The sequence below is a fragment of the Shinella fusca genome, from assembly GCF_014203155.1.
Lineage (GTDB): Bacteria > Pseudomonadota > Alphaproteobacteria > Rhizobiales > Rhizobiaceae > Shinella > Shinella fusca.
Map to the genome: position 1 here is coordinate 117261 of NZ_JACHIK010000003.1, position 21324 is coordinate 138584.

Genomic DNA, 21324 nt, shown 5'->3' on the forward strand with positions numbered 1-21324 from the left:
TTTCCAACTCTTAACCTTTCGAGGTTAACAGAAGGTTTGCCGGACGGATGGAATGCCATCTGGCGTTGGCGAAAAGACAACTTTCAGGCGTTTCGGGTTGTATCGTCAGCGCTCGCGCGGCTCGCCGGCGTTCCTCCCGCCTTCGAATATCCGCAGATGCATGACCCGGCTGAAGGCCTGGCCGAGGGTGGACGGACGCACGGCCATGACGGAAACCGGCATGGGTACGGCCGGCCGGCTGCCGGCAAGGGTGCGCATGCGCGCCGGATCGATGACCGATACGGACCCGAGCGTCGCATAGCGGAAGGCCGAGAGCGGCTGGCGCTGGCCGGGCAGGGGCGCGAATGCCCCGATGATGCGATCCGCCGTCCTGCCCTTGGAGGCGAGCGGCAGCAGGACGATCTCCGCGTCCGTCGTCTCCAGCGCGCCGTCGACGAGCTGGACGGTCATGAGCGCCGGCGTCGCATGGGCCATCACGTTCTCCGTGATGCGCGCGACGCGGCTGCGCAGGTCCGGCGAGAACAGCGCGTCGAAATCCGTCTCCTTCAGCTCGCGGCCGAACTGCGCGCAGAAGCGCGTGCCGGCCAGCCGGAAGCGCGGATTGCGCAGGCGGCTCTGCTCGAGGATGAAGACGTCCGGCAGGATGGCGGCGATGTCGGCGGGCTCGATGGCGGCGCGCAGCGGCGCGGGCCGCTCGCCGCGCTGGCGTGTCCAGTAATCGTAAAGAGCCGTCGCGGCCTTCGTCTGCATGCGTATCATCCGATCGATTCCGTGCCGTTCCGGCACATGAGAGAGGCCGGATCGGGCATTTTCCGATGGCGATGCGAGTTTCATGCCAGCGTGATGTTAAGGTTAATGTTTGGTTTACGTTGCGTCGGGCGCCCATCCCGTGGAACATCCGGCCATCCCTCCACGAGGGAATGGTTTACTGCACATCAGATTATTGTCCCGGGGATTGGGGGCGCCGGCCGTTCAGCGAAAGCTGCACGGCCTTTCTTTTCTCTGTATAAGCGCGATTCTGTTTCGAGAGCGGATGGATTGTCATGAGTAACGACGGGGTCGAAATCGAGGGCGGGGCGGCGGAGACGCGCAAGCGGGAGCCGGCCTTCAACCTGCCGCAGGGCCTCGTGCTGGCGCTCGCGCTTCTGACGCTGGTCCATCTCGTGCGCACCTATCTGCTTTCGCCGGAGGCCGACAGCTTCGTGCTCCTGCACTTCGCCTTCGTGCCGGGCTGCTATGCGGTCGCCTGCCCGGAGCAGGGCATGGGCTGGCTGTGGAGCCCCGTCACCTATTCGCTGCTGCACGGCAGCTGGGAGCACCTGATCTTCAATGCCTTCTGGATGGTCGCCTTCGGCGCGCCGGTGGTGCGGCGCATCGGCCCGGGCCGCTTCTTCCTCTTCTGGTGCCTTTCGTCCGCGGCGGCCGTCGCCTTCCATACCGCGCTGCACTGGGGCGAGATGATCCTCGTCGTCGGCGCCTCCGGCGTCGTTTCCGGCCTCATGGGGGCGGCGGCGCGCTTCGTCTTCTCGCCGAGCGGGCGCATCAGCCGGCAGTTCGCCCATCTCAACCGGCGCCTGACGATCCCCGAGGCGCTTTCCAACCGCTCGGTCCTAGTCTTCTCCGGCATCTGGTTCCTCACCAACTTCCTGATCGGCTTCGGCCAGATCTTCGGGCCGGTCGCCGGCGGCGCCGTCGCCTGGGAGGCGCATATCGGCGGCTTCCTCTTCGGCTTCCTCTTTTTCCCGGTTTTCGACGTCGTCGTCGCCGAGACCCGGCGGGATTAACGATAGTCCATTAGCGGTCTTGCAATCGCCTTTTTCGTGGCGCACCATGCATGCGTTCCGGTTCGCACATGCCACCGGAACGGCGCGGCATCCGCAAGGAGGAAGGGATGCCGCCCACGTACTGGCAGGGCATTCCTGCACGGGTTGCCCCGCCTCTCTGCGTCATGATGCACACGGGAGGTACGCATGTATGTAAAGGCAATACTGGACGAAAAAGGCCGCAATGTCGTAACCGGCGGTCCGCAGCTCACCGTCAGGCAGGCTGCCGTCTATCTGCATGAAAACCACATCGGCGCCATCGTCATCGTCGACCGCAACGACCGCATCGCGGGCATTGCGACCGAGCGCGACATCGTGGCCGCCGTTGCCCGCAACGGGGCCGAGTGCCTCGACAAGCCCATTTCCTCCATCATGTGGGGCAATGTCTATCGTTGCGGCGAGAACCAGAGCGTCAACGACCTCATGGAAATGATGAGCAAGCTGCGCGCCCGCCATATCCCTGTGGAAAAGGAAGGGCGGCTCGTCGGCATCGTCTCGATCGGCGACGTGGTGAAATCCCACATCCGCGCGATCCAGCACGAGGCCGAGGCGATCAAGGCCTATATCTCAAGCTGATCCCGGCGCCTTATACGGTTTCGGGCGGAACGATCCCATCGCTCCGCCCGCCGTCTCTTTCATGATACCCGCCTGCGGCGCGCCTCAGCGCATCAGCACGACTTCCTGCATGCGCTTGATCTCGAAGATCCGGGCCTTGGTTTCCAGGTATCCGCGCTCGATGGATTCGCCGGCGCGGTGGAATTCCGACAGGCCGATATCCGACAGTTTGGGATGCAGCGCGAGGTCCGGCGGATCGCCGGCGAGGCGCGCGCGCGAAATGCGGTCCTGGATGATGTTGAAGGACTGCACCATCACGCCCGTCAGGCCGAGCCGGGCGGCGCTGTCTTCCTGGCGCGGCTCCTCGATCTTCTGCTGGCTGGCGCTGTGCTTGATCACCGCCGAGCGGCCGTAGAGGTCGTAATTGAGGTTGACGGCGACGACCAGCGGTTCCTCGTAGGCGCGGCAGACGGAGACCGGTACCGGATTGACCAGTGCGCCGTCGACCAGCGTGCGGTTGTTGCACTTGATCGGCTCGAAGATGCCGGGCAGCGCATAGGAGGCGCGCAGCGCCGTGATGAGGGAGCCGCCGTTGATCCACACCTCATGGCCGCTGTTGACTTCCGTCGCCACGGCGACGAAGGGGCGGTCGAGGTCCTCGATCGAGAGGTTTTCGAGATGCTCCTGCATGCGCTTGGTCAGCCGCATGCCGCCGAAGAGGCCGGAGCCGCGAATGGTGAAATCGAGCAGGCTGGCGATGCGGCGCATGGTGAGCGAGCGGGCGAAGGCCTCCAGCTCGTCGAGCTTGCCGGCGAGATAACAGCCGCCGACGAGCGCGCCGATGGAGGTGCCGGCGATCATGCCCACCTCGATGCCTTCCTCCTCCAGCGCCCTCAAGACACCGATATGGGCCCAGCCGCGGGCGGCGCCGCCGCCGAGCGCGAGTGCGATCTTGGATTTGCGCGGCAGGGCCGGCTGGGGAATATGGGACATGTCGTTCATGGAAGGTCCGCCCGGATCCGATGCATCCGCCGTTACGAGGCTACGATTGAAACTCCAGTTCAGCATTGCGGACCTCCGTTCCCAAGAGGAATTCGCGGCGATGAAAACAGTTCCGGTTTCCCGGTGCTCACGGCAACACGATAGATGACAGGATAGTCGCAGTCTGTGACGCGAGGAACTTCGGGCGCGAAACGGCGCTCGAAACGGGTTCCCGGTGCATCCGGTCCAGGCTGAAGGAGAAGGAGTGGCCGCAGGATCGTCTTCCCCGGAGGGGTGGCTTTGGAAACCGGCCGTGACGCACGCGAGCGATGGTGTTCCATGTCCTGATCCACATGGCGGGGATAAAGGCCGCCATAGGAGCGATTAGGCGTCCGCACCCGTTGCCAAAGGATGAATCCGTGCCGGAACGGAGCGGAAAACGCCTGGATGCTTAATTTTTCCTGTACACCGCCGCCGGATCGAACTGCGGCGCGCCGCCGGTGATCGCAAGCGTCGCACCGTCCGGCCCGTTCGAAACGGTGCGGTAGAAGCAGGAGCGCCGGCCGGTGTGGCAGGTGGCGTCGTGGCCGGCGACGGAGACCTTCAGCCAGACGGCATCCTGGTCGCAGTCCGTGCGCATCTCCACGACGGTCTGGAGGTTGCCGGAGGTCTCGCCCTTCTTCCACAGCGCCTTGCGCGAGCGGCTCCAGTAGTGGGCAATGCCCGTCTCGACGGTGAGCGCCAGCGCCTCGGCGTTCATGTGCGCGACCATCAGCAGTTCGCCGTCCTTCGCGTCCGTCACCACCGCCGTCACGAGGCCGTGCTCGTCGAAACGGGGCGTGAAGGCCGAACCCGTTTCGAGCTCGGCCTTGTCCGCGGAGGGGGCTTTGAAGGTGATCGTCATGGCTCTCGGCTTCCTTGGCGAAGCCGGTCCTCGCCTAGCTCCGGATCATCGTCATGAACCGGACCTGTTCGGCCGGCTCGGTCTTGAACGTACCCGTAAATGTGGTGGTGAGGGTTGTCGAGCCCTGTTTCTGGATGCCGCGCATCGCCATGCACATATGCTCGGCCTCGATCATCACGGCGACGCCGCGCGGGTTCAGCGTCTCGTCGATCGCCTTGGCGATCTGCGCCGTCATGGTCTCCTGCGTCTGCAGGCGGCGGCCGTAGATCTCGACGACACGGGCGATCTTGGAAAGACCCAGGACACGGCCGTTCGGAAGATAGGCGACATGCGCCTTGCCGATGATCGGCACCATATGGTGCTCGCAATGCGAGAAGAACGGGATGTCCTTCACCAGCACCATGTCGTCATAGCCGGCGACCTCCTCGAAGGTGCGGCCAAGCACGTCCTCGGCGGCAAGGTCATAGCCGGAGAAGAGCTCGCGATAAGCTTTTGCGACGCGGGCCGGCGTATCGAGCAGGCCTTCGCGTTCCGGGTCGTCGCCGGCCCAGCGGAGCAGGACGCGCACGGCGTCCTCGGCTTCCTTCTGCGTGGGGCGGCCCGACTGTTCGTCGATACGCGGAAAATTGGTGACGATGGCGTCCATGGACCCATTGACCTTTCTGCAGGTTACCTGACGTGTTTATCGGACTCGCCACTGGCCATTCGCCTAACCCTGCAGGCTTGGGTTCCGTTGGCGGGCTCCGGGGCTTTCGGGTCTTCGCTCAGCAGTGCGTCGACCGTCCGGCACGGTTTCCCAAACAACAGGTGATGGCCCCGCATCTTGCAAAACCCTCACCCCAATACGAGTTATCATATAGTATCGATGACGGAGTGCGAAAGAGGCCGAGGGCGACACGCCGTGCTTTTTTCCCGACCGCGCCGGAATAATCTCCCCGAATCCTTGAAGATTCGGCTAAAAAGGCGGAAAACGTGGCCATGATGGACGATATCTACAACAGCCGTATCCTGGAGTTCGCCGGCAACATTCCGCGCATCGGCACGCTCCCCGACGCAGACGCAGAAGCGGGCGCCCATTCCAAGCTCTGCGGCTCTCGCGTGAAGGTCTATCTCAAGCTCGACGGCGACCGTGTCAGCGATTTCGCCCATGAGGTGAAGGCCTGCGCGCTCGGCCAGGCGTCCTCCTCCATCATGGCACGCCATGTCGTCGGCGCGACGGTGGACGAAATCCGCAAGGCGCGCGAGGACATGCTTGCCATGCTGAAGGCGGACGGCGAAGGCCCTTCCGGCCGGTTCGAGGACATGCGTTTCCTGAAGCCCGTGAAAGACTACAAGGCCCGCCACGCCTCCACCATGCTGACCTTCGACGCCGTGGTGGATGCCATCGGCCAGATCGAGGCGAAGCGGCTGGAAACGGCCGGGTGAGGGTGATGAACTCCGCATTGTCGGAAGGCTTCTTGCACAAGGAAATGTCGCTGTTGCGGTCGCACCCCCCTCTGGCCTGCCGGCCATCTCCCCCTCAAGGGGGGAGATTGGATGGAGCACTGTTTCGTCTCTCTTCAACGCTGCAATTTGGGCAAAGGTCTGGCGTCTTGCCGATCTCCCCCCTTGAGGGGGAGATGGCCGGCAGGCCAGAGGGGGGTAACACGGGCGCAGTTCTCGCGAGGCGCGCCGATGTGTAACGCTCCCGACTGCAACCATCCTCCCGAACGCCTCCGCTACCGCGGCCGCAACTGGAATGGCCCGTTTCGCAAGACGCCGGGGCGGCTGTTCGGCATGGGCTTCATCCGCCTCTACCAGCTCACGCTGTCAGGCTTCATCGGCAATTCCTGCCGTCACCTGCCGACCTGCTCGGAATACGGTTACGAGGCCGTTGCGCGCCATGGCCTCTGGCGCGGCGGGTTCATGGCGCTGTTCCGCTTCGCCCGCTGCGGGCCGGGCGGCACGCATGGTTTCGATCCCGTGCCGGAGGCGCTGGAGCCCCGCCTTGCCTGGTGGGCGCCGTGGCGGCTGTGGCGTGTTTCGAAGGCGGAGCGCGGCTGTTGACGACGAAGAAATTCCGCATCGGCACGCTCCGCAATACCGTCAACGGCCTTGCCGCAATACCTGGATGATGGGGGATCGAAATGGCCGTTCTGCAGACCATGCGACTGACGCTCACCCCGTGCCGCCCCGGCGACTTGGCCGATTTCATCGCCCTCGAGCGCGATCCCGAGGTCATGCTCTTTCTCAACGGCGGGCGCGCCGTCGACAGGGAGGAGGCCGATCCGGATGCGACGTACCTCATGCCGCGGGGAACGGAGCCCTATGTCTGGACGGCGCGGCGGACGGACGGCAATGCGTTCGTCGGCTGGTTCTGCCTGTGGCCGGAAAAGGAAGGAGAAGCCGAGCTTGGCTATCGCCTGCGCCGGATGGACTGGGGGCAGGGGCTCGCTTCGGAAGGCGCTTCGGCCCTCATCGACTGGGGGTTCGGCAACGAAGGTTATGACCGGATCGTGGCCTGCACCATGGCGGTGAACCGCGCCTCGCGCCGCGTGATGGAAAAGGTCGGCATGACCCATATCCGCACGGACCATATCGAGTGGTCCGATCCCATTCCGGGCGCGGAGGAGGGCGAAGTATGGTACGCGGTGACGCGTTCTGAGTGGCGCGGTGGCTAGCCGCCTCTTCCAATCCCCCGGTTTTCCCCGTATACCGCGCGACGCAACGCGCCGGAATCCCCGGCTTTTCCCTCGCATACCACCCGCATTCGTTGGCGGGACTGGATAGGAGATTTTTGAATGTCTGCACCTGTTTCCCTGACTTTTCCCGACGGCTCCGTCCGTGAATATCCCGCGGGCTCGACGGGCCGTGACGTCGCCGAGGCGATTTCCAAGTCGCTTGCCAAGAAGGCGGTCGCGATTGCGCTCGACGGCGAGCTGCGCGATCTCTCCGACCCCGTTTCCAACGGGCGGATCGAGATCGTCACCCGCGAGGACGACCGCGCGCTGGAGCTCATCCGCCACGATGCGGCCCATGTGATGGCCGAGGCCGTGCAGGAACTGTGGCCGGGAACGCAGGTGACCATCGGCCCGGTCATCGACAACGGCTTCTACTACGACTTCGCCAAGAACGAGCCCTTCACGCCGGACGATCTGCCCAAGATCGAAAAGCGCATGAAGGAGATCATCCAGCGCAACAAGCCCTTCACCAAGGAAGTCTGGCCGCGCGCCAAGGCGAAGGACGTCTTCGCCGCCAAGGGCGAGAACTACAAGGTCGAGCTGGTCGATGCGATCCCCGAGGGGCAGGACCTCAAGATCTACTATCAGGGCGACTGGTTCGACCTCTGCCGCGGGCCGCACATGGCCTCGACCGGCCAGATCGGCACGGCCTTCAAGCTGATGAAGGTCGCGGGCGCTTACTGGCGCGGCGATTCGAACAATCCGATGCTGACGCGCATCTACGGCACCGCCTGGCGCACGCAGGAGGAGCTCGACACCTATCTCAACATCCTCGCCGAGGCCGAAAAGCGTGATCATCGCCGGCTCGGGCGCGAAATGGATCTCTTCCATTTCCAGGAGGAAGGGCCGGGCGTCGTCTTCTGGCACGGCAAGGGCTGGCGCATGTTCCAGACACTTGTCGCCTACATGCGCCGCCGCCTTGCCGGCACCTATGAGGAGGTGAACGCCCCGCAGGTGCTCGACAAGTCGCTGTGGGAGACCTCCGGCCACTGGACCTGGTATCGCGACAACATGTTCAAGGTGACCGTCGCGGGTGACGAGACTGACGACGAGCGCGTCTTCGCGCTGAAGCCGATGAACTGCCCGGGCCATGTGCAGATCTTCAAGCACGGCTTGAAGTCTTACCGGGAACTGCCTGTCCGCCTTGCGGAATTCGGCAACGTTCATCGCTACGAGCCGTCCGGCGCGCTGCACGGGCTGATGCGCGTGCGCGGCTTCACGCAAGACGACGCGCATGTCTTCTGCACCGACGAGCAGATGGCGGCGGAATGCCTGCGCATCAACGACCTCATCCTCTCGGTCTACAAGGACTTCGGCTTCGACGAGGTCACGATCAAGCTCTCGACCCGGCCGGAAAAGCGCGTCGGCTCGGATGATCTCTGGGACCGTGCGGAAAGCGTGATGAAGGGCGTTCTGGAGACGATCCAGCAGCAGTCGAACAACATCAAGACCGGCATCCTGCCGGGCGAGGGCGCGTTCTACGGGCCGAAGTTCGAGTATACGCTGAAGGACGCCATCGGCCGCGAATGGCAGTGCGGCACCACGCAGGTCGACTTTAACCTGCCGGAACGCTTCGGCGCCTTCTACATCGACCAGGCGTCGGAAAAGCGTCAGCCGGTGATGATCCACCGCGCCATCTGCGGCTCGATGGAACGCTTCCTCGGCATCCTCATCGAGAACTTCGCCGGCCACATGCCGCTGTGGATCGCGCCGCTGCAGGTGGTGGTCGCGACGATCACCTCGGAAGCGGACGACTATGCCCGCGAGGTGGCTGAGAAGCTGCGCGATGCGGGCCTCACCGTCGAGACCGATCTTCGCAACGAGAAGATCAACTACAAGGTCCGCGAGCATTCGGTGACCAAGGTCCCCGTCATCATCGTCTGCGGCAAGCGCGAGGCGGAAGAACGCTCCGTCAACGTCCGCCGCCTCGGTTCGCAGAACCAGACGGCCATGCCGCTCTCCGAGGCCATCGAGGCGCTCTCCCTTGAAGCCATGCCGCCGGACCTGAAGCGCAAGCTCGGCAAGGCGTAAGCCGCCGGCCTGTCGGAAAACTGCAATGATCCCGTGCTATCCGGCACGGGATCGGCCGTTTCTGGCGCCCGCCTCTCCGTCGTCATCCTCGGGCCTGACCCGAGGATCCACCTGCGCCCGCGGCATGGATTCTCGGCTCAAGGCCGAGAATGACGGATACGGGGATGGCGCGACTTACAGCACCGATGCGGCAGTTATGGGGACCACCGTGCGGTTCAGCGAACTTACCTACGCCAACGAGAACGATCCGCGCCTCAAACGATGGTTCATCCGCTCCATGGAGGGGCTTTCCGGGCGGGACCATTATGCCCGGCTCTACGAGACCTGGCGCACCTCGGTGGTGGGGCGAAGCGCGCGCGTCTTTGGCGACATGCTCGATCTCATCGACGTGCGGCTGCGTGTCGAAGGCGCCTGGCCGCCGGCGGGCCTGCCGGAGGGGCCGGTCGTCATCGTCGCCAACCATCCCTTCGGCATCGGCGACGGGATCGCGGTGCTGGCGCTTGCCGAGCAACTCGGGCGGCCGTTCAGGGTGATGATCCACAACGACCTCCTCAAGGTGCCGGAGATGCGGCCCTATGCGCTGCCGGTCTCCTTCGAGGAGACGAAGGAGGCGCTGGCGCTCAACATGAAGACCCGCGCCGAGGCGGTGCGGCTCCTGAAGGAGGGCACGACGGTCGTCGTCTTCCCGGCGGGCGGCGTCGCGACGGCAAGGAAGGTTTTCGGCCGGGCGCAGGACCTGCCGTGGAAGATGTTCCCGGCAAAGCTCATCCGGGCGGCGCAGGCGAGCGTCATCCCGGTCTATTTCGAGGGGCAGAACGGGCGGCTCTTCCACCTTGCCAGCAAGGTCTCGCTGACGCTGCGGCTGTCGCTGCTGATCCGCGAATTCCGCCGCCTCTCCGGCACGACCATCGCCGCACGCATCGGTGACGTGCTTTCATGGCCGGAGCTTGAGGCGGGCGACCGCAAGACGCTGACGGCGCGGCTTTATGATGCGGTGTTCGCCATGGCGCCGGTGCGAAAGCCGTTCCTGCGCCGGGCAGGCTAGTCCACCACGTCCTCGGCGGCGGCCTTCTGCTCGTTGGCCTTCTCGTCGAGCAGCACTTCGACATCGGTGTTGACGCCGGCCTGCACGGAGAAATCGCGCTGGTAGATCTTGTTCTTGTTGCGGGCGACGGCGATGTAGCTGCCTTCGGCAAGGACGAGCGTGGGGAAGGCGCCGACGCTTTCGCTGACCGTATCGCCCGAGGCGGTGAGGATCGACCAGGCCGTATCGGCGATCGCCTCGCCGCCCGGCTCGGAGACGAGCTTGAGCGTGAGCTTGGCCGCGCGGTGCTGGATCGTCGCGCGCGTCAGCTTGCCGGCTTCCACCTGGATATCGGCGCGGATCACCGCGTTCACCGTGCCGTAGTCGGAAACGACATGGTAGGTGCCGGCGTTGAGGCGCACGACGGAATTCGGCTTCACGTCGTCGACGACGAGGTTGCGTTCGCCGTCCTCGCGCACTTCCGCGGCGTAGATGGCAAAGCTCAGCTCCTTCGGGGGGATGCGCACGTCGGCGCCGGACACGGCGTTCAGCATGATGCCGCCGGCATCGAGCACCATGACCTGCTTGTCGACGCCGCCGGATTCGGGAACCACCAGCTTCTTCGTCGCGCCGGCGCGCCCGAACGCGACGTTGACGAAATATTCCCCCGGCACGAGCTGGAAGGCGGCCGAGCCGCCCTCGGAGGTCGCCAGCAGCGGCAGCTTGCCGTCGGCGGCCGGGATGGGCGAGAAGACGCGCCAGGTCAGGCCATGCTGCATCGGCTGGCCGTCCTTGGTCAGGAGCGCCTCGCAGGTGATGTCCTTGAGGTTCTTGGCCGTCGCCTCGCCGGTGACGATGGGGTTGAACGAGGTGAGCTTGCCGCCCTTCAGCGGCGTCTGGATCTGCGAGAAGCTCTCCAGCGGATCCTGCGCGCGCGCCGGCGCGAACGCTAGGGCGAGGCTCGCCACGGCGAAGCTCACGGCAACGGCGGATCGAATCGGCATGCGCATGGGAACGGTTGACTTCCTGACGGTATGGGGCCACTTGAAGACCCGGCTAATGACATTTTCAAGGCCGCGTTCGCGGGCCAAGATATTGGAACTCCCTCCCGATGAAAACCGAAATCAAGCTGATCGATTATCTTTCGACCCGCCGGTCGATCCCCGCCTTCCAGATGAGCGGGCCGGGCCCGTCGAAGGGCGAGGTCGAGGATATCCTGAAACTCGCCTCGCGCGTGCCGGACCACGGCAAGCTCGCCCCCTGGCGCTTCATCGTCTATCGCGGCGCCGAGCGCCAGCGCATCAGCGAGGCGCTTGCAAAGATCGCCGTGGCCGACAAGCCGGACCTTTCGGAAGAGATGGTGAAGGTGGAGAACACCCGGCTCACCCGCGCGCCGGTGGTGATCGCCGTCGTCAGCCGCGCGGCGCCGCATGTGAAAATCCCCGAATGGGAGCAGCTGATGTCGGCAGGCGCCGTCTGCCTCAACCTCGTCATGGCGGCCAATGCCCACGGCTATGCCTCCAACTGGCTGACGGAATGGTACGCCTACGACAAGCGCGCCTATCCCATCCTCGGCGTGAACGAGGGTGAGCGGATCGCCGGTTTCGTCCATATCGGCACGCCGACCGTGCCGCCGACGGAGCGGCCCCGGCCCGAACTCTCGGAGATCGTCGCATGGGTGGGCGATGACGCCTGACGCCCTGTTCTACGGGACGGCGGAGAACGCCCACGGCCTCCGGCACGATCCCTTCAAGGCGATCGTCGCGCCGCGGCCGATCGGCTGGATCGGCACGAAGGCGGCGGACGGGCGGCTGAACCTTTCGCCCTATTCCTTCTTCAACGCCGTCAGCGACACGCCGAAGCTGGTGATGTTCTCCTCCTCGGGGCACAAGGACAGCGTGACGAACATCGAGGAGACCGGCGTCTTCACCTGCTCGCTGGCAAGCCGCGACCTTGCGGAGAAGATGAATGCGAGTTCGATCGCCGTGCCGCGCGGGGTGGACGAGTTCGCCATCGCGGCGCTGACGCCCGTGCCCGGCTGCCTCGTCGATGCGCCCTATGTGGGCGAGGCCCATGCCGCGCTCGAATGCCGGATGACGCAGATCCTGCGGCCGCTCGGCCTCGACGGGCGCGAATCGGACAACTGGGTGGTGTTCGGCGAGGTCGTCGGCATCCATATCGGTACGGAAATCCTCAACGACGGCATGATCGACATGGCCGCCGCCCGCCCGCTGGGCCGCATGGGCTACATGGATTATTGCGACGGCGGCAGCGACGTCTTCGCCATGATGCGGCCGAAGGCCGGGTGAGGAGCCATCGTCCGGCCGATGGACGGTTAACGGACATGGTGAACCAATCTTAAACACTTTGCCGCTAGCCTCGCTCCCATAGTCGTCGTGCAGGCGTTTGGGGCTTCCGTTGATCGTTCATGCATTTCTTCGTTGGGTGGAAACCGCCAGGGCAGCGGACAGGGCCAAGGCGGCGAGCGTGCTGGCGCGGGCCTATGCGCGCTCCCGGATCGCGCCCGACGACCGCCGCGCCGCCGAAATGGCGATGATCTTCCTGCTCGACGATCCCACCCCCAAGGTGCGGCTTGCCCTTGCCGAGGCGCTCGCCGACTGCGAGGATGCGCCGCGCGCCGTCATCCTGCCGCTTGCCGAGGACCAGCCGGAAATCGCCGCCCACATCATCCTGCGCTCGCAGCTCCTGACGGACGGCGACCTCGTCGACCTTGCGGCCAAGGGCAGCGATGTGACGCGCATGCTGATCGCCCACCGCGCCACCGTCTCGCGGCCCGTCTCGGCGGCGCTTGTTGAAGTAGGCGACGTGCCGGACGTGCTGGCGCTCCTCGAAAACGAAGGCGCGGCCTTCTCGCGCCGCAGCTTGTCGCGCATTGCCGACCGTCTCGGCCACGATGCGGAAATCCGCGCGCTGCTCCTCGACCGGGAAGACCTGCCGAGCGATGCGCGCCAGGCACTGGTCGAGAAGATCGGCACGGCGCTTGCCGGCTTCGGGCTCATCCAGGCCGCCGTCGGCACAGGCCGCGTCGAGCGCATCACGCGGGAAGCCTGCGACGTTGCCACGATCGGCATGGCGGGCGATGTCACGGCGGCGGAAATGCCGGCGCTCGTCGAGCACCTGCGCCTTGCCGGGCGGCTGACGCCGGTCTTCCTGCTGCATGCGCTCTGCACCGGCCGGGTGGAATTCTTCGCCGCGGCAATCACCGATCTTTCCGGCCAGGCGGAGCGGCGCGTGCGCTCCATCCTCTCGCATGGCCGCGAGGCGGCCGTGCGCGCGCTCTACGAGACCGCCGGCCTCGGCCGCGATATCAGCGCGCTCTTCGCCGAGGCGACGATGCTCTGGCGCAGCGAAGCGAAGGAGGAGGGCGGTATGCTCTCCGTTTCCGAACGCCTCCTGTCACGCGCCCGCGCGGCGGGCAATGCCTCCTGCCAGTCGATGCTGGAACTCGTCGAACGCCTCGTCATCGCCGAGCAGCGCCAGACGGCGCGCAGCTATGCGCTGATCGCCACGCGGGAGGCGGCGTGAGGGAACGTGAACCGTCTGCGGGTGTCGCGTGGATCCTCGGGTCTAGCCCGAGGATGACGGCGGAAGGAAAGGATGACGGACTGACGCAACGGCACTATATGCCGCGCCGTTCAATATACGGGCAATTTCTCCTCCCCTCCGTCATCCTCGGGCTAGACCCGAGGATCCACGCGGCGAGTGCGGATTTTCCCGGTCAATCGGCGAAGCGCTTCACCACCCAGCTATAACCGTCCTCGGCGTAGCGCACCGGCGTGGTGACGGCTTTCTTGAGGGCGGCGGCGTCGGGGATGGCGCGCTTGACGAAGCCGAGCGTGCGGGCGGCGAGGCTCTGCCGGGCTTCGGCGGTTTCCTGCGGAACGGGCACTTCGGCCTCCGCGGCCTTCGTCTCGGGAGCGGGATCGGCCTCTTCCGCCGTCATGCGGTTGCCGGCCGTCTCGCAGACCGCGACGATCACCGGGTAGTTCTTGTCCTGGTTCTTGTTGATCCAGGTCTCTGCCTGCGCGTCGCAGAGCGCCACGGTCTGCCAGTTCCGGTCGACCGTCTCGATATAGTGGCACTGGGTCGCGCTGTCGTCGCAGCCCATGATCGTCATGACGATGAGCGCAGCTTTCATGGCCGTCCTTTCCGCCTTCGTTGGAGCCGGTTACAGGCCGGCATTGCCGCGAAAATAAGGCGCGGAAACCTCAGATGTCGAGGTTCTCGGCGAAGACCGCGCGGTCCTGGATGAAGCGGAAGCGGGCTTCCGGCTTGGTGCCCATCAGGTCGTCGACCGCCGTGCGCGTGCCCTCGAAGTCGATGTCGTCGATCTCCACCTTGAGGAGCGTGCGCTTGGCGGGGTCCATCGTCGTTTCCTTGAGCTGTGCCGGCAGCATCTCGCCGAGGCCCTTGAAGCGGCCGATCTCCACCTTGCCGCGGCCGTTGAACTCGGTGCGCATCAACTCCTCGCGGTGCAGGTCGTCGCGCGCATAGAGCGTCTTGCCGCCCTGGCTGATGCGGTAGAGCGGCGGCACGGCGAGGTAGAGATGCCCGCCGCGTATGAGGTCCGGCATCTCCTGGTAGAAGAAGGTGATGAGCAGCGAGGCGATATGCGCGCCGTCGACGTCGGCGTCGGTCATGACGATGACGCGCTCGTAGCGAAGGTCCTCCTCGCGGTATTTCGAGCGCGTGCCGCAGCCGAGCGCCTGCACCAGATCGGAAATCTGCTGGTTGGCGCCGAGCTTTTCACGACCGGCGCTGGCGACGTTGAGGATCTTTCCGCGCAACGGGAGAATGGCCTGATTGGCGCGGTTGCGCGCCTGCTTGGCCGATCCGCCGGCCGAATCGCCCTCGACGATGAAGAGCTCGGCGCCCTCGGCGGAATTCTGCGAGCAATCGGCGAGCTTGCCGGGCAAGCGGAGCTTGCGCACGGCGGTTTTGCGGGAAACTTCCTTTTCCTTGCGGCGGCGCAGGCGCTCCTCGGCGCGCTCGATCACCCAGTCGAGCAGCTTGGCCGCTTCCGCCGGATTGTCGGCGAGATAATGGTCGAACGGGTCGCGCAACGCGTTCTCGACGATGCGCTGGGCCTCGACGGTCGCGAGCTTGTCCTTGGTCTGGCCGACGAATTCCGGCTCGCGGATGAAGACGGAGAGCATGCCGACCGCCGAGATCATCACGTCGTCGGTGGTGATCGCCGCCGCGCGCTTGTTCTGCGTCAGCTCGGCATAGTTCTTTAGGCCCTTGGTGAGGGCGATCCTGAGGCCCGCCTCATGCGTGCCGCCGTCGGCTGTCGGGATGGTGTTGCAATAGGAATGGATCAGCGAATCGCCGCCGTACCAGGTGACGGCCCATTCCAGCGAGCCGTGACCGCCGGATTTCTCGCTCTTGCCGGCGAAGATCTCGCGGGTGACGGTGTATTCCTTGCCGAGCGTCGCCTGCAGATAGTCCTTGAGGCCGCCGGGGAAATGGAAGACCGCCTTTTCCGGCGTATCGGAGCCTTCCGGCAGGAGGGAGGGATCGCAGCTCCAGCGGATTTCCACGCCGCCGAAGAGATAGGCCTTCGAGCGGGCCATGCGGAAGACGCGGCCGGGATCGAAACGGGCATGGGCACCGAAGATCTCCGGGTCCGGATGGAAGCGCACTTTCGTGCCGCGGCGATTGTGCACGTCGCCGAGCTCTTCCAGCGGGGCGACCGGCTTGCCGCGCGAAAAGCGCTGGCGGTAGAGCTTGCGGTTGCGTGCGACCTCGACCTCGAGATGGTCGGAGAGGGCGTTGACGACCGAGACGCCGACGCCGTGCAGGCCGCCGGAAGTCTCGTAGGCCTTGCCGTCGAACTTGCCGCCGGCGTGAAGGACCGTGAGGATGACTTCGAGCGTGGACTTGCCCGGCATCTGCGGATGGTTCTCCACCGGGATGCCGCGGCCGTTGTCGGTGACGGTGAGGAAGCCTTCGGCGTCGAGGTTTACCTCGATGAAGTTCGCATGGCCCGCGACGGCCTCGTCCATCGAGTTGTCGATGACTTCGGCGAAGAGATGGTGCAGCGCCTTCTCGTCCGTGCCGCCGATATACATGCCGGGGCGCATGCGCACCGGCTCCAGCCCTTCCAGAACGCGGATCGCCGAGGCGTCGTAGCCGCCGGAGCCTTCCCCGGATGCCGCGGGGGGCGCCGCGCGGGCAGGGACCGGCGCTTCGTCCGGCGCCGGGCGTTCGGCCGCGGGCTGGGAGGGGAGGGTGGCGAAGAGGTCGTTGCTGTCGTCTTGCATGGGCCGTTCAGAGTTTGTTCCGTTTGCCACTTCGTTCCTGCCGGCATGGCGGATCGGGGAGCGGCATGAGGGAGGTCGTCAGCGAATCACCGGCGATCCTGCCAGATTCCGCGGATTTTCGCGATGCCGGCATGGCCGGCCGTCGAGCGAGGATTGCTTTGCGCACGGGCGAATGGCAAGTATCGCCAGCCCAAGGGAGCGCCTGTTCATGCCTCAGTCCACAGTTCATTGCCTTTACCGGCTGGTTTTCGCCGTGTTCCTCGCCGCTTTCTCCGTCCATGACGCCGCGGCGCTGACGCTGAAACCCTGGAAGGACGACCTGTTCGGCTACGGCACCGTGGTGGAGACGGCGGACGACGGGACGCTGCGCGTCGTCGATTACCAGGAGATGCGCGACATCAACGGGCGCGACCAGATCCCGGAGCGGCGCGTGAAATCCGCCTATGTCTCGACCGCCGTGAAGAAGGCGCAGAAGAACCTGACGCTCGACACGCCGGCCGGTCCCCTCGACGTCGCCATGACTGGCAAAAGCGAGGGTGCGACCTTCACGGTGATCTTCATCCACGGGCGCGGCGGCGACCGGCGGCTCGGCAACAACGACTGGAATTTCGGCGGCAATTTCAACCGCATCAAGAACCTCGCGGTGCAGAACGGCGGCGTCTACTATGCGCCGAGCGTGCCGTCTTTCGACGAGAAGGGGGCTGCCCGCATTTCGGGCCTCGTCCTGCGCGCCAAGGCGCTCTCGCCGGACGCGCCGGTCATCCTCGCCTGCGCCTCGATGGGTAGCTTCATCTGCGCGCGGGTCGTGCGCGACCCGATTGCGGTAAAGAGCCTTTCCGGCATGGTGCTGATGGGCGGGGCGGCGGACGGCGACTATGCGAAGACGCCGGCCTTCAAGGCGAAGCTGCCGGTCTTCTTCACCCATGGCGACAGCGATCCCGTCTATGCCGCCAACGACCAGATCGCCGTCTTCCGCAAGCTGCGCAAGGCGGGCATCCCGACGCGCTTCGTGCTGTTCCAGACCGGCGGCCACGGCACGCCCGTGCGCATGACCGACTGGCGCGAGACGCTCAACTGGCTCTTCGCCCAGAAGGGCTGATCAGGCCGAGCGCAGCAGGACCTTGGTGGAGCCGAGCGCGACGGCGATCCGCCGGTAGTGGCTCGCGCGCCTGTCCGAGTTCTCCGTCGCACGCAGAAGCTGGGTCTCGGCTTCCGCGATGACCTTTACCGCTTCGGCCATCGCCCGCTTCAGGTTCTGGCGCTTGACGGCGCCGTAGGTATGCGCCGTCTTCAGCCGCGAGTTGACGCGCGAGCGCTGGCGCTTGGCCGTGCGGTCGGCATTGTTCGCCTGGATGCGGGCAAGGTTGCCGGAGGCACGCCCGAGAATCTCCCGCACCCGGCCATAGGCAGGGCCCGAGGGGATGCGAACGGTGATGTCGTGCAGGCGCTGGCTCAGACAGTCGATGCGATAGACGGGATCGTAGCCCGCGCATTCGGCGCGCATCGCCTGGATGTTCTTGACGATCGAGTTGGTCACGTAGTCGCTCGGGCCGGAAACGTTCGGGTCGAGGCTGCGGGTGCCGTGCGGCGTGCTGCCGCCGGTCGTCGTTCCGCCGCCGCCGGTAGTGCCGCCGCCTGTTGTGCCCCCACCACCCGCCGGACCGCCCGCGGCCTGACTGTAGGCGTCCCGGGCGCCGCCGAGCGCAAGGGTTGCGGCGAGAAGCGCGACGCCCAGCGACCGCGCGACTGTGGATATGGGCATCATCCTCTCCCTTCGTTCCGTCACTCCGCCCGGCCGAAGGCAAGGCGCATGCTGCGCTGCGTGCCGGCGCCGATATCCCCGTCGATGGCGCCGGCGTAGAAATCGTTGCGGCGCAATTCGGCCTGGAGCGCGCGGCGGGTCTCCGGCTTGAACATGGCCGGGCGGCTCGTCAGTTGCTCCAGCACGTCGTCGACGCCGGAGCGCAGCGCCTGGTAGAGGTAGGCCGCGGCGTCTTCGGGCGTCTTGCCCGGCACGAGGCCGTCGTCGATGAGGGCGGCGACGTTGAACATCGCCTGCGGATGGCGCAGGTCCGCCGCCCGCACGAAAAGCTCGACCGCCTTCTTCGGGTCGCGCGGCAGGCCCTCGGTGCCCTGGTAGTAGAGGAAGCCGAGATCGTTGATGGCGTCGGCAAAACCGAGATCGGCGGCCTGCTGGTAGAGCTTCAGCGCTTCGGCCGTGTCCTGCGCGGTGCCGATGCCCTTCTCGTAGAGCTTGCCGAGCTCGAACATCGCCTCGGCATCGCCCGCATCCGCGGCCTTGCGGAAGAGGTCGAAGGCCTTTTCCGGCCGGTATTTCCGCGAATCGGGCGTCAGCGCCATGTAGCCGAGGCCGAGCATGGCGCGCGTATCGCCTTCGCCCGCAAGCGCCGCGAGCTGGACTTCCTGATCGGGCTTCAAGGCCTGCCATTGCGAGGCCTTGTCGGCGTTCCCGGCCATGGCGGCGTCCCCGCCGGCGAGGAAATAGGGCGCGCCCGAGAGCGAGCCGTAGAAATGCGGCTGCTGGCGGTTGGCCGTTAGCGCCATGACACGGTCGCGGACCTGACGGAAGACGAGGCCGATCTCGACATTCGGGCGGGGCAGGTCCTCGAGGATCGCCGTGGCGAAGGGGCTGTGCTCGCCGTCGCCGTCGAGCGCCACCTTGCCGCTCTCGGCGGCATAGACGACGAGCATGCCCTGGGACGCATCCGGCGCGGCAAGCCCGCCGCCGGCTGCCGCCGCGCCATCGGCGGCGGCAGCGCTCACGAGGGTGGGGAAGGGGTTGTTGCGGCAGGAATCGAGGATGACGATGCGCAGCTTGCGGGCATGCTCCACGCTGGCGAAGACCGTGGAAAGGCTGATCGCCTGCTGCGGGATCCTCGACGGGTCCTTGACGTCGATATCCACCGGCACGAGGTAGTTTTCGCCGGCCGCCTCCACGCCGTGGCCGGCATAGTAGACGAGGGCGATGTCGGCGGTCTCGGTCCGGCGCGAGAAGGCGGCGACCGTCTCCTGCATCTGCGCGAGCGGAATATCGATGGCGAGGTCGACGGCAAAGCCGAGCCTTTGCAGCATGTCGCCGACGGCGCGGGCATCGGACGCCGTGTTCTTGAGGGGCGGGATGGACGTATAGGCGGACATGCCGATGACCAGCGCCATGCGCTTTGCCGCAGCGGCGGGCGCCGCCGGCGTATCGCCGGATACGGTCGTCTCGACCCGGGTCTTGATGCCCATCAGGCCGCGCGTCTCCTGCGCCGCCGTGCTGCCGGCGGTCAGCAATGTCGTCAAAATCAGGACGATGCCCAGTCGTGAGGCAAGCATGAGCCCGTTCCAGCCGTCCCCCGGCGCCTTTTGCGTCGATCCTAATACGGGCGAGCGCTCCCGCCTATTCGGATTTACCGGATCGAAGACCGCTTTTCTTGAGCGTTCCGATTTGCTACGCCGCATGCGACCGATGCTTCAGGACCTGGGAGGCCCCATGACACCCGACGTTACCCCGCTCGTCGCCGGAAACTGGAAGATGAACGGCACGCGCACCTCGCTCGGCGAGATCAAGGCGATGGCCGAGGGCGTGAAGGGGCCGCTGTCGCAGAAGGTGGAGACGCTGATCTGCCCGCCGGCGACGCTCCTCTATGTCGCGACCGCGCTCTGCGACGACAGCCCGCTGCAGATCGGCGCGCAGGACTGCCACGAAAAGGCCTCCGGCGCCCATACCGGCGATATCTCCGCCGAGATGATCGCCGACTGCTTCGGCACCCATGTCATCGTCGGCCATTCCGAGCGCCGCACGGACCATGAGGAAAGCGACGCGCTGGTGCGCGCCAAGGCGGAGATCGCCCACCAGAACGACCTTGTCGCCATCGTCTGCATCGGCGAGACGGGCGACGAGCGCAAGGCCGGCAAGACGCTCGACGTCCTGAAGAGCCAGCTTGCCGCGTCCGTGCCGGACGGCGCGACGGCGCAAAACACCGTCATCGCCTACGAGCCCGTCTGGGCGATCGGCACGGGGCTGACGCCGACGGCGGCGGACGTGGAGGAGGCGCATGCCTTCATGCGCGCCGAGCTTGCCGCACGCTTTGCCGGGGAGGGCGCGAAGATGCGCATCCTCTACGGCGGTTCGGTCAAGCCCGGCAATGCGAAGGAACTGATGGGCGTTGCGAATGTCGACGGCGCGCTGATCGGCGGCGCGAGCTTGAAATCCGACGACTTCCTTGCCATCTACCGCGCATACGAAGCGCTGACGGCCTGAGCCCGCGCTCCTGCCGCGATTGCCTTTGGCAAAAGGCGGGTAAGGGCTTGGAATGGCGCACGGCTTGGTATATTGAGCCGCAAACATAGAATTTGGGCCGTCTGGCCGGGACCTTTGAAAACATGCAGACCATCTTGCTCGTCATCTATCTCATGGTCGTAGTCGCGCTGATCGGCGTCGTGCTGATCCAGCGGTCCGAAGGCGGCGGCCTCGGCATCGGCGGCGGTTCCGGCTTCATGTCGGCCCGCGGCACGGCCAATGCCCTGACGCGCACGACGGCGATCCTCGCCACGCTGTTCTTCGTCCTGGCGCTCGGCATGGGCATCCTCGCCCGCTACCAGACGAGCCCGATCGACATTCTCGACCGCATTCCGGGCACGACCGGCACGGGCGGCGTTCTCGACGCCATCGGCGGCGGCGACCAGAACAAGGGCACTCAGGAAAATCAGGGCACCCAGAACAGCACGACCAGCCAGACGCCTGCCACGACCGGCACCGAGGCCGTTCCGACCGAGGGCAGTGCCGGCACGGGCAGCGCGACCACGACGACGGAAAGCGGCGCGGGCGCCGCGACGGGCACGGGCGGCAACGCCGGCGTGCCGAGCGGCCAGTAAGCCGCAAAACCCGAACAAACCGGCCGGTTGGCGCAAACCAACCGGCCTTCTTCTGTGTAAAACGCCGATTGCGACTTCCGAAATCACGCCCAAGGTGATTTTTCGGTGGCGGAATCGATTT

22 protein-coding genes are annotated in these 21324 nt (G+C 65.9%); 13 read left to right on the forward strand and 9 right to left on the reverse strand.

Translation table 11 applies throughout. The features are described from left to right. Window positions 1-105: 105 nt before the first annotated feature. Entirely contained in the window at window positions 106-750 is a 645-nt protein-coding gene (locus tag HNQ66_RS05090) for a PAS domain-containing protein (RefSeq protein ID WP_184141546.1), read from the reverse strand. A gap of 293 nt (window positions 751-1043) precedes the next feature. Here HNQ66_RS05090 and HNQ66_RS05095 point away from each other — a divergent pair, with 293 nt between their 5' ends. Together HNQ66_RS05095 and HNQ66_RS05100 are read left to right on the forward strand one after the other, a co-directional pair. Beyond that, window positions 1044-1784: a rhomboid family intramembrane serine protease gene (locus HNQ66_RS05095; RefSeq protein WP_184141548.1), complete on the forward strand. Its 741-nt coding sequence runs from the start codon at window positions 1044-1046 to the stop codon at window positions 1782-1784. Between the two features lie 186 nt (window positions 1785-1970). Then, window positions 1971-2399 carry a CBS domain-containing protein gene (locus HNQ66_RS05100; protein ID WP_184141550.1) on the forward strand — a complete coding sequence of 143 codons (429 nt, stop codon included), beginning with the start codon at window positions 1971-1973 and terminating at the stop codon, window positions 2397-2399. 84 nt (window positions 2400-2483) lie between these two features. Here HNQ66_RS05100 and HNQ66_RS05105 read toward each other — a convergent pair whose 3' ends face one another. From HNQ66_RS05105 to folE, 3 genes are all read right to left on the reverse strand, one after another. Next, entirely contained in the window at window positions 2484-3446 is a 963-nt protein-coding gene (locus HNQ66_RS05105; protein ID WP_184141552.1) for a patatin-like phospholipase family protein, read from the reverse strand. A gap of 364 nt (window positions 3447-3810) precedes the next feature. Continuing rightward, complete coding sequence (gene hisI / locus HNQ66_RS05110; RefSeq protein ID WP_184141554.1) at window positions 3811-4263, reverse strand: phosphoribosyl-AMP cyclohydrolase; 453 nt, start codon at window positions 4261-4263, stop codon at window positions 3811-3813. 34 nt (window positions 4264-4297) lie between these two features. Next, complete coding sequence (folE, locus tag HNQ66_RS05115; RefSeq protein ID WP_184141556.1) at window positions 4298-4909, reverse strand: GTP cyclohydrolase I FolE; 612 nt, start codon at window positions 4907-4909, stop codon at window positions 4298-4300. A gap of 332 nt (window positions 4910-5241) precedes the next feature. On the opposite strand from folE, the gene HNQ66_RS05120 reads away from it, so the two are divergent. The 5 genes from HNQ66_RS05120 (at window position 5242) to HNQ66_RS05140 (ending at window position 10059) form a co-directional block, all read left to right on the forward strand. Next, window positions 5242-5688 carry an iron-sulfur cluster assembly scaffold protein gene (locus HNQ66_RS05120; protein ID WP_184141557.1) on the forward strand — a complete coding sequence of 149 codons (447 nt, stop codon included), beginning with the start codon at window positions 5242-5244 and terminating at the stop codon, window positions 5686-5688. A gap of 249 nt (window positions 5689-5937) precedes the next feature. Continuing rightward, on the forward strand, window positions 5938-6309 hold the full coding sequence (yidD, locus tag HNQ66_RS05125) for a membrane protein insertion efficiency factor YidD (RefSeq protein ID WP_184141559.1): 372 nt from the start codon (window positions 5938-5940) through the stop codon (window positions 6307-6309). 80 nt (window positions 6310-6389) lie between these two features. After that, a complete protein-coding gene (locus HNQ66_RS05130) occupies window positions 6390-6923 on the forward strand; it encodes a GNAT family N-acetyltransferase (protein ID WP_184141561.1) in 534 nt (177 codons plus the stop codon). Window positions 6924-7043: 120 nt separating this feature from the next. Next, window positions 7044-9014, forward strand: a complete 1971-nt coding sequence (thrS, locus tag HNQ66_RS05135) for a threonine--tRNA ligase (RefSeq protein WP_184141563.1) — start codon at window positions 7044-7046, stop codon at window positions 9012-9014. Window positions 9015-9222: 208 nt separating this feature from the next. Continuing rightward, window positions 9223-10059 (forward strand): 1-acyl-sn-glycerol-3-phosphate acyltransferase, encoded by an 837-nt coding sequence (locus tag HNQ66_RS05140; protein WP_184141565.1) that lies wholly within the window; start codon window positions 9223-9225, stop codon window positions 10057-10059. Here HNQ66_RS05140 and HNQ66_RS05145 read toward each other — a convergent pair. Further along, window positions 10056-11048, reverse strand: a complete 993-nt coding sequence (locus HNQ66_RS05145) for a hypothetical protein (RefSeq protein ID WP_184141567.1) — start codon at window positions 11046-11048, stop codon at window positions 10056-10058. The two genes, HNQ66_RS05140 and HNQ66_RS05145, sit on opposite strands and share 4 nt — an antisense overlap. A gap of 101 nt (window positions 11049-11149) precedes the next feature. Between HNQ66_RS05145 and HNQ66_RS05150 the strand changes: the two genes are divergently transcribed. From HNQ66_RS05150 to HNQ66_RS05160, 3 genes are all read left to right on the forward strand, one after another. Then, a complete protein-coding gene (locus HNQ66_RS05150) occupies window positions 11150-11734 on the forward strand; it encodes a nitroreductase family protein (protein ID WP_184141569.1) in 585 nt (194 codons plus the stop codon). Between the two features lie 4 nt (window positions 11735-11738). Continuing rightward, on the forward strand, window positions 11739-12347 hold the full coding sequence (locus HNQ66_RS05155) for a flavin reductase family protein (protein WP_184142225.1): 609 nt from the start codon (window positions 11739-11741) through the stop codon (window positions 12345-12347). 109 nt (window positions 12348-12456) lie between these two features. Next, window positions 12457-13584, forward strand: a complete 1128-nt coding sequence (locus tag HNQ66_RS05160) for a DUF2336 domain-containing protein (protein WP_184141571.1) — start codon at window positions 12457-12459, stop codon at window positions 13582-13584. A gap of 193 nt (window positions 13585-13777) precedes the next feature. Here HNQ66_RS05160 and HNQ66_RS05165 read toward each other — a convergent pair whose 3' ends face one another. Continuing rightward, on the reverse strand, window positions 13778-14197 hold the full coding sequence (locus HNQ66_RS05165) for a hypothetical protein (protein WP_184141573.1): 420 nt from the start codon (window positions 14195-14197) through the stop codon (window positions 13778-13780). Between the two features lie 70 nt (window positions 14198-14267). After that, window positions 14268-16322, reverse strand: a complete 2055-nt coding sequence (gene parE, locus HNQ66_RS05170; RefSeq protein WP_184141575.1) for a DNA topoisomerase IV subunit B — start codon at window positions 16320-16322, stop codon at window positions 14268-14270. 208 nt (window positions 16323-16530) lie between these two features. On the opposite strand from parE, the gene HNQ66_RS05175 reads away from it, so the two are divergent. Continuing rightward, a complete protein-coding gene (locus tag HNQ66_RS05175; RefSeq protein WP_184141577.1) occupies window positions 16531-17421 on the forward strand; it encodes an alpha/beta hydrolase in 891 nt (296 codons plus the stop codon). On the opposite strand, the gene HNQ66_RS05180 is transcribed toward HNQ66_RS05175, so the two are convergent. Then, a complete protein-coding gene (locus HNQ66_RS05180; RefSeq protein ID WP_184141578.1) occupies window positions 17422-18084 on the reverse strand; it encodes a hypothetical protein in 663 nt (220 codons plus the stop codon). It abuts the gene before it with no gap. 20 nt (window positions 18085-18104) lie between these two features. Beyond that, window positions 18105-19661 carry a caspase family protein gene (locus tag HNQ66_RS05185; RefSeq protein ID WP_210308685.1) on the reverse strand — a complete coding sequence of 519 codons (1557 nt, stop codon included), beginning with the start codon at window positions 19659-19661 and terminating at the stop codon, window positions 18105-18107. A 157-nt stretch (window positions 19662-19818) separates the two neighbouring features. Between HNQ66_RS05185 and tpiA the strand changes: the two genes are divergently transcribed. Both tpiA and secG read left to right on the forward strand, forming a co-directional pair. Next, on the forward strand, window positions 19819-20589 hold the full coding sequence (gene tpiA, locus HNQ66_RS05190) for a triose-phosphate isomerase (protein ID WP_184141579.1): 771 nt from the start codon (window positions 19819-19821) through the stop codon (window positions 20587-20589). Between the two features lie 122 nt (window positions 20590-20711). Continuing rightward, window positions 20712-21203, forward strand: a complete 492-nt coding sequence (gene secG, locus HNQ66_RS05195; RefSeq protein WP_184141580.1) for a preprotein translocase subunit SecG — start codon at window positions 20712-20714, stop codon at window positions 21201-21203. The last annotated feature ends 121 nt before the right edge of the window (window positions 21204-21324 follow it).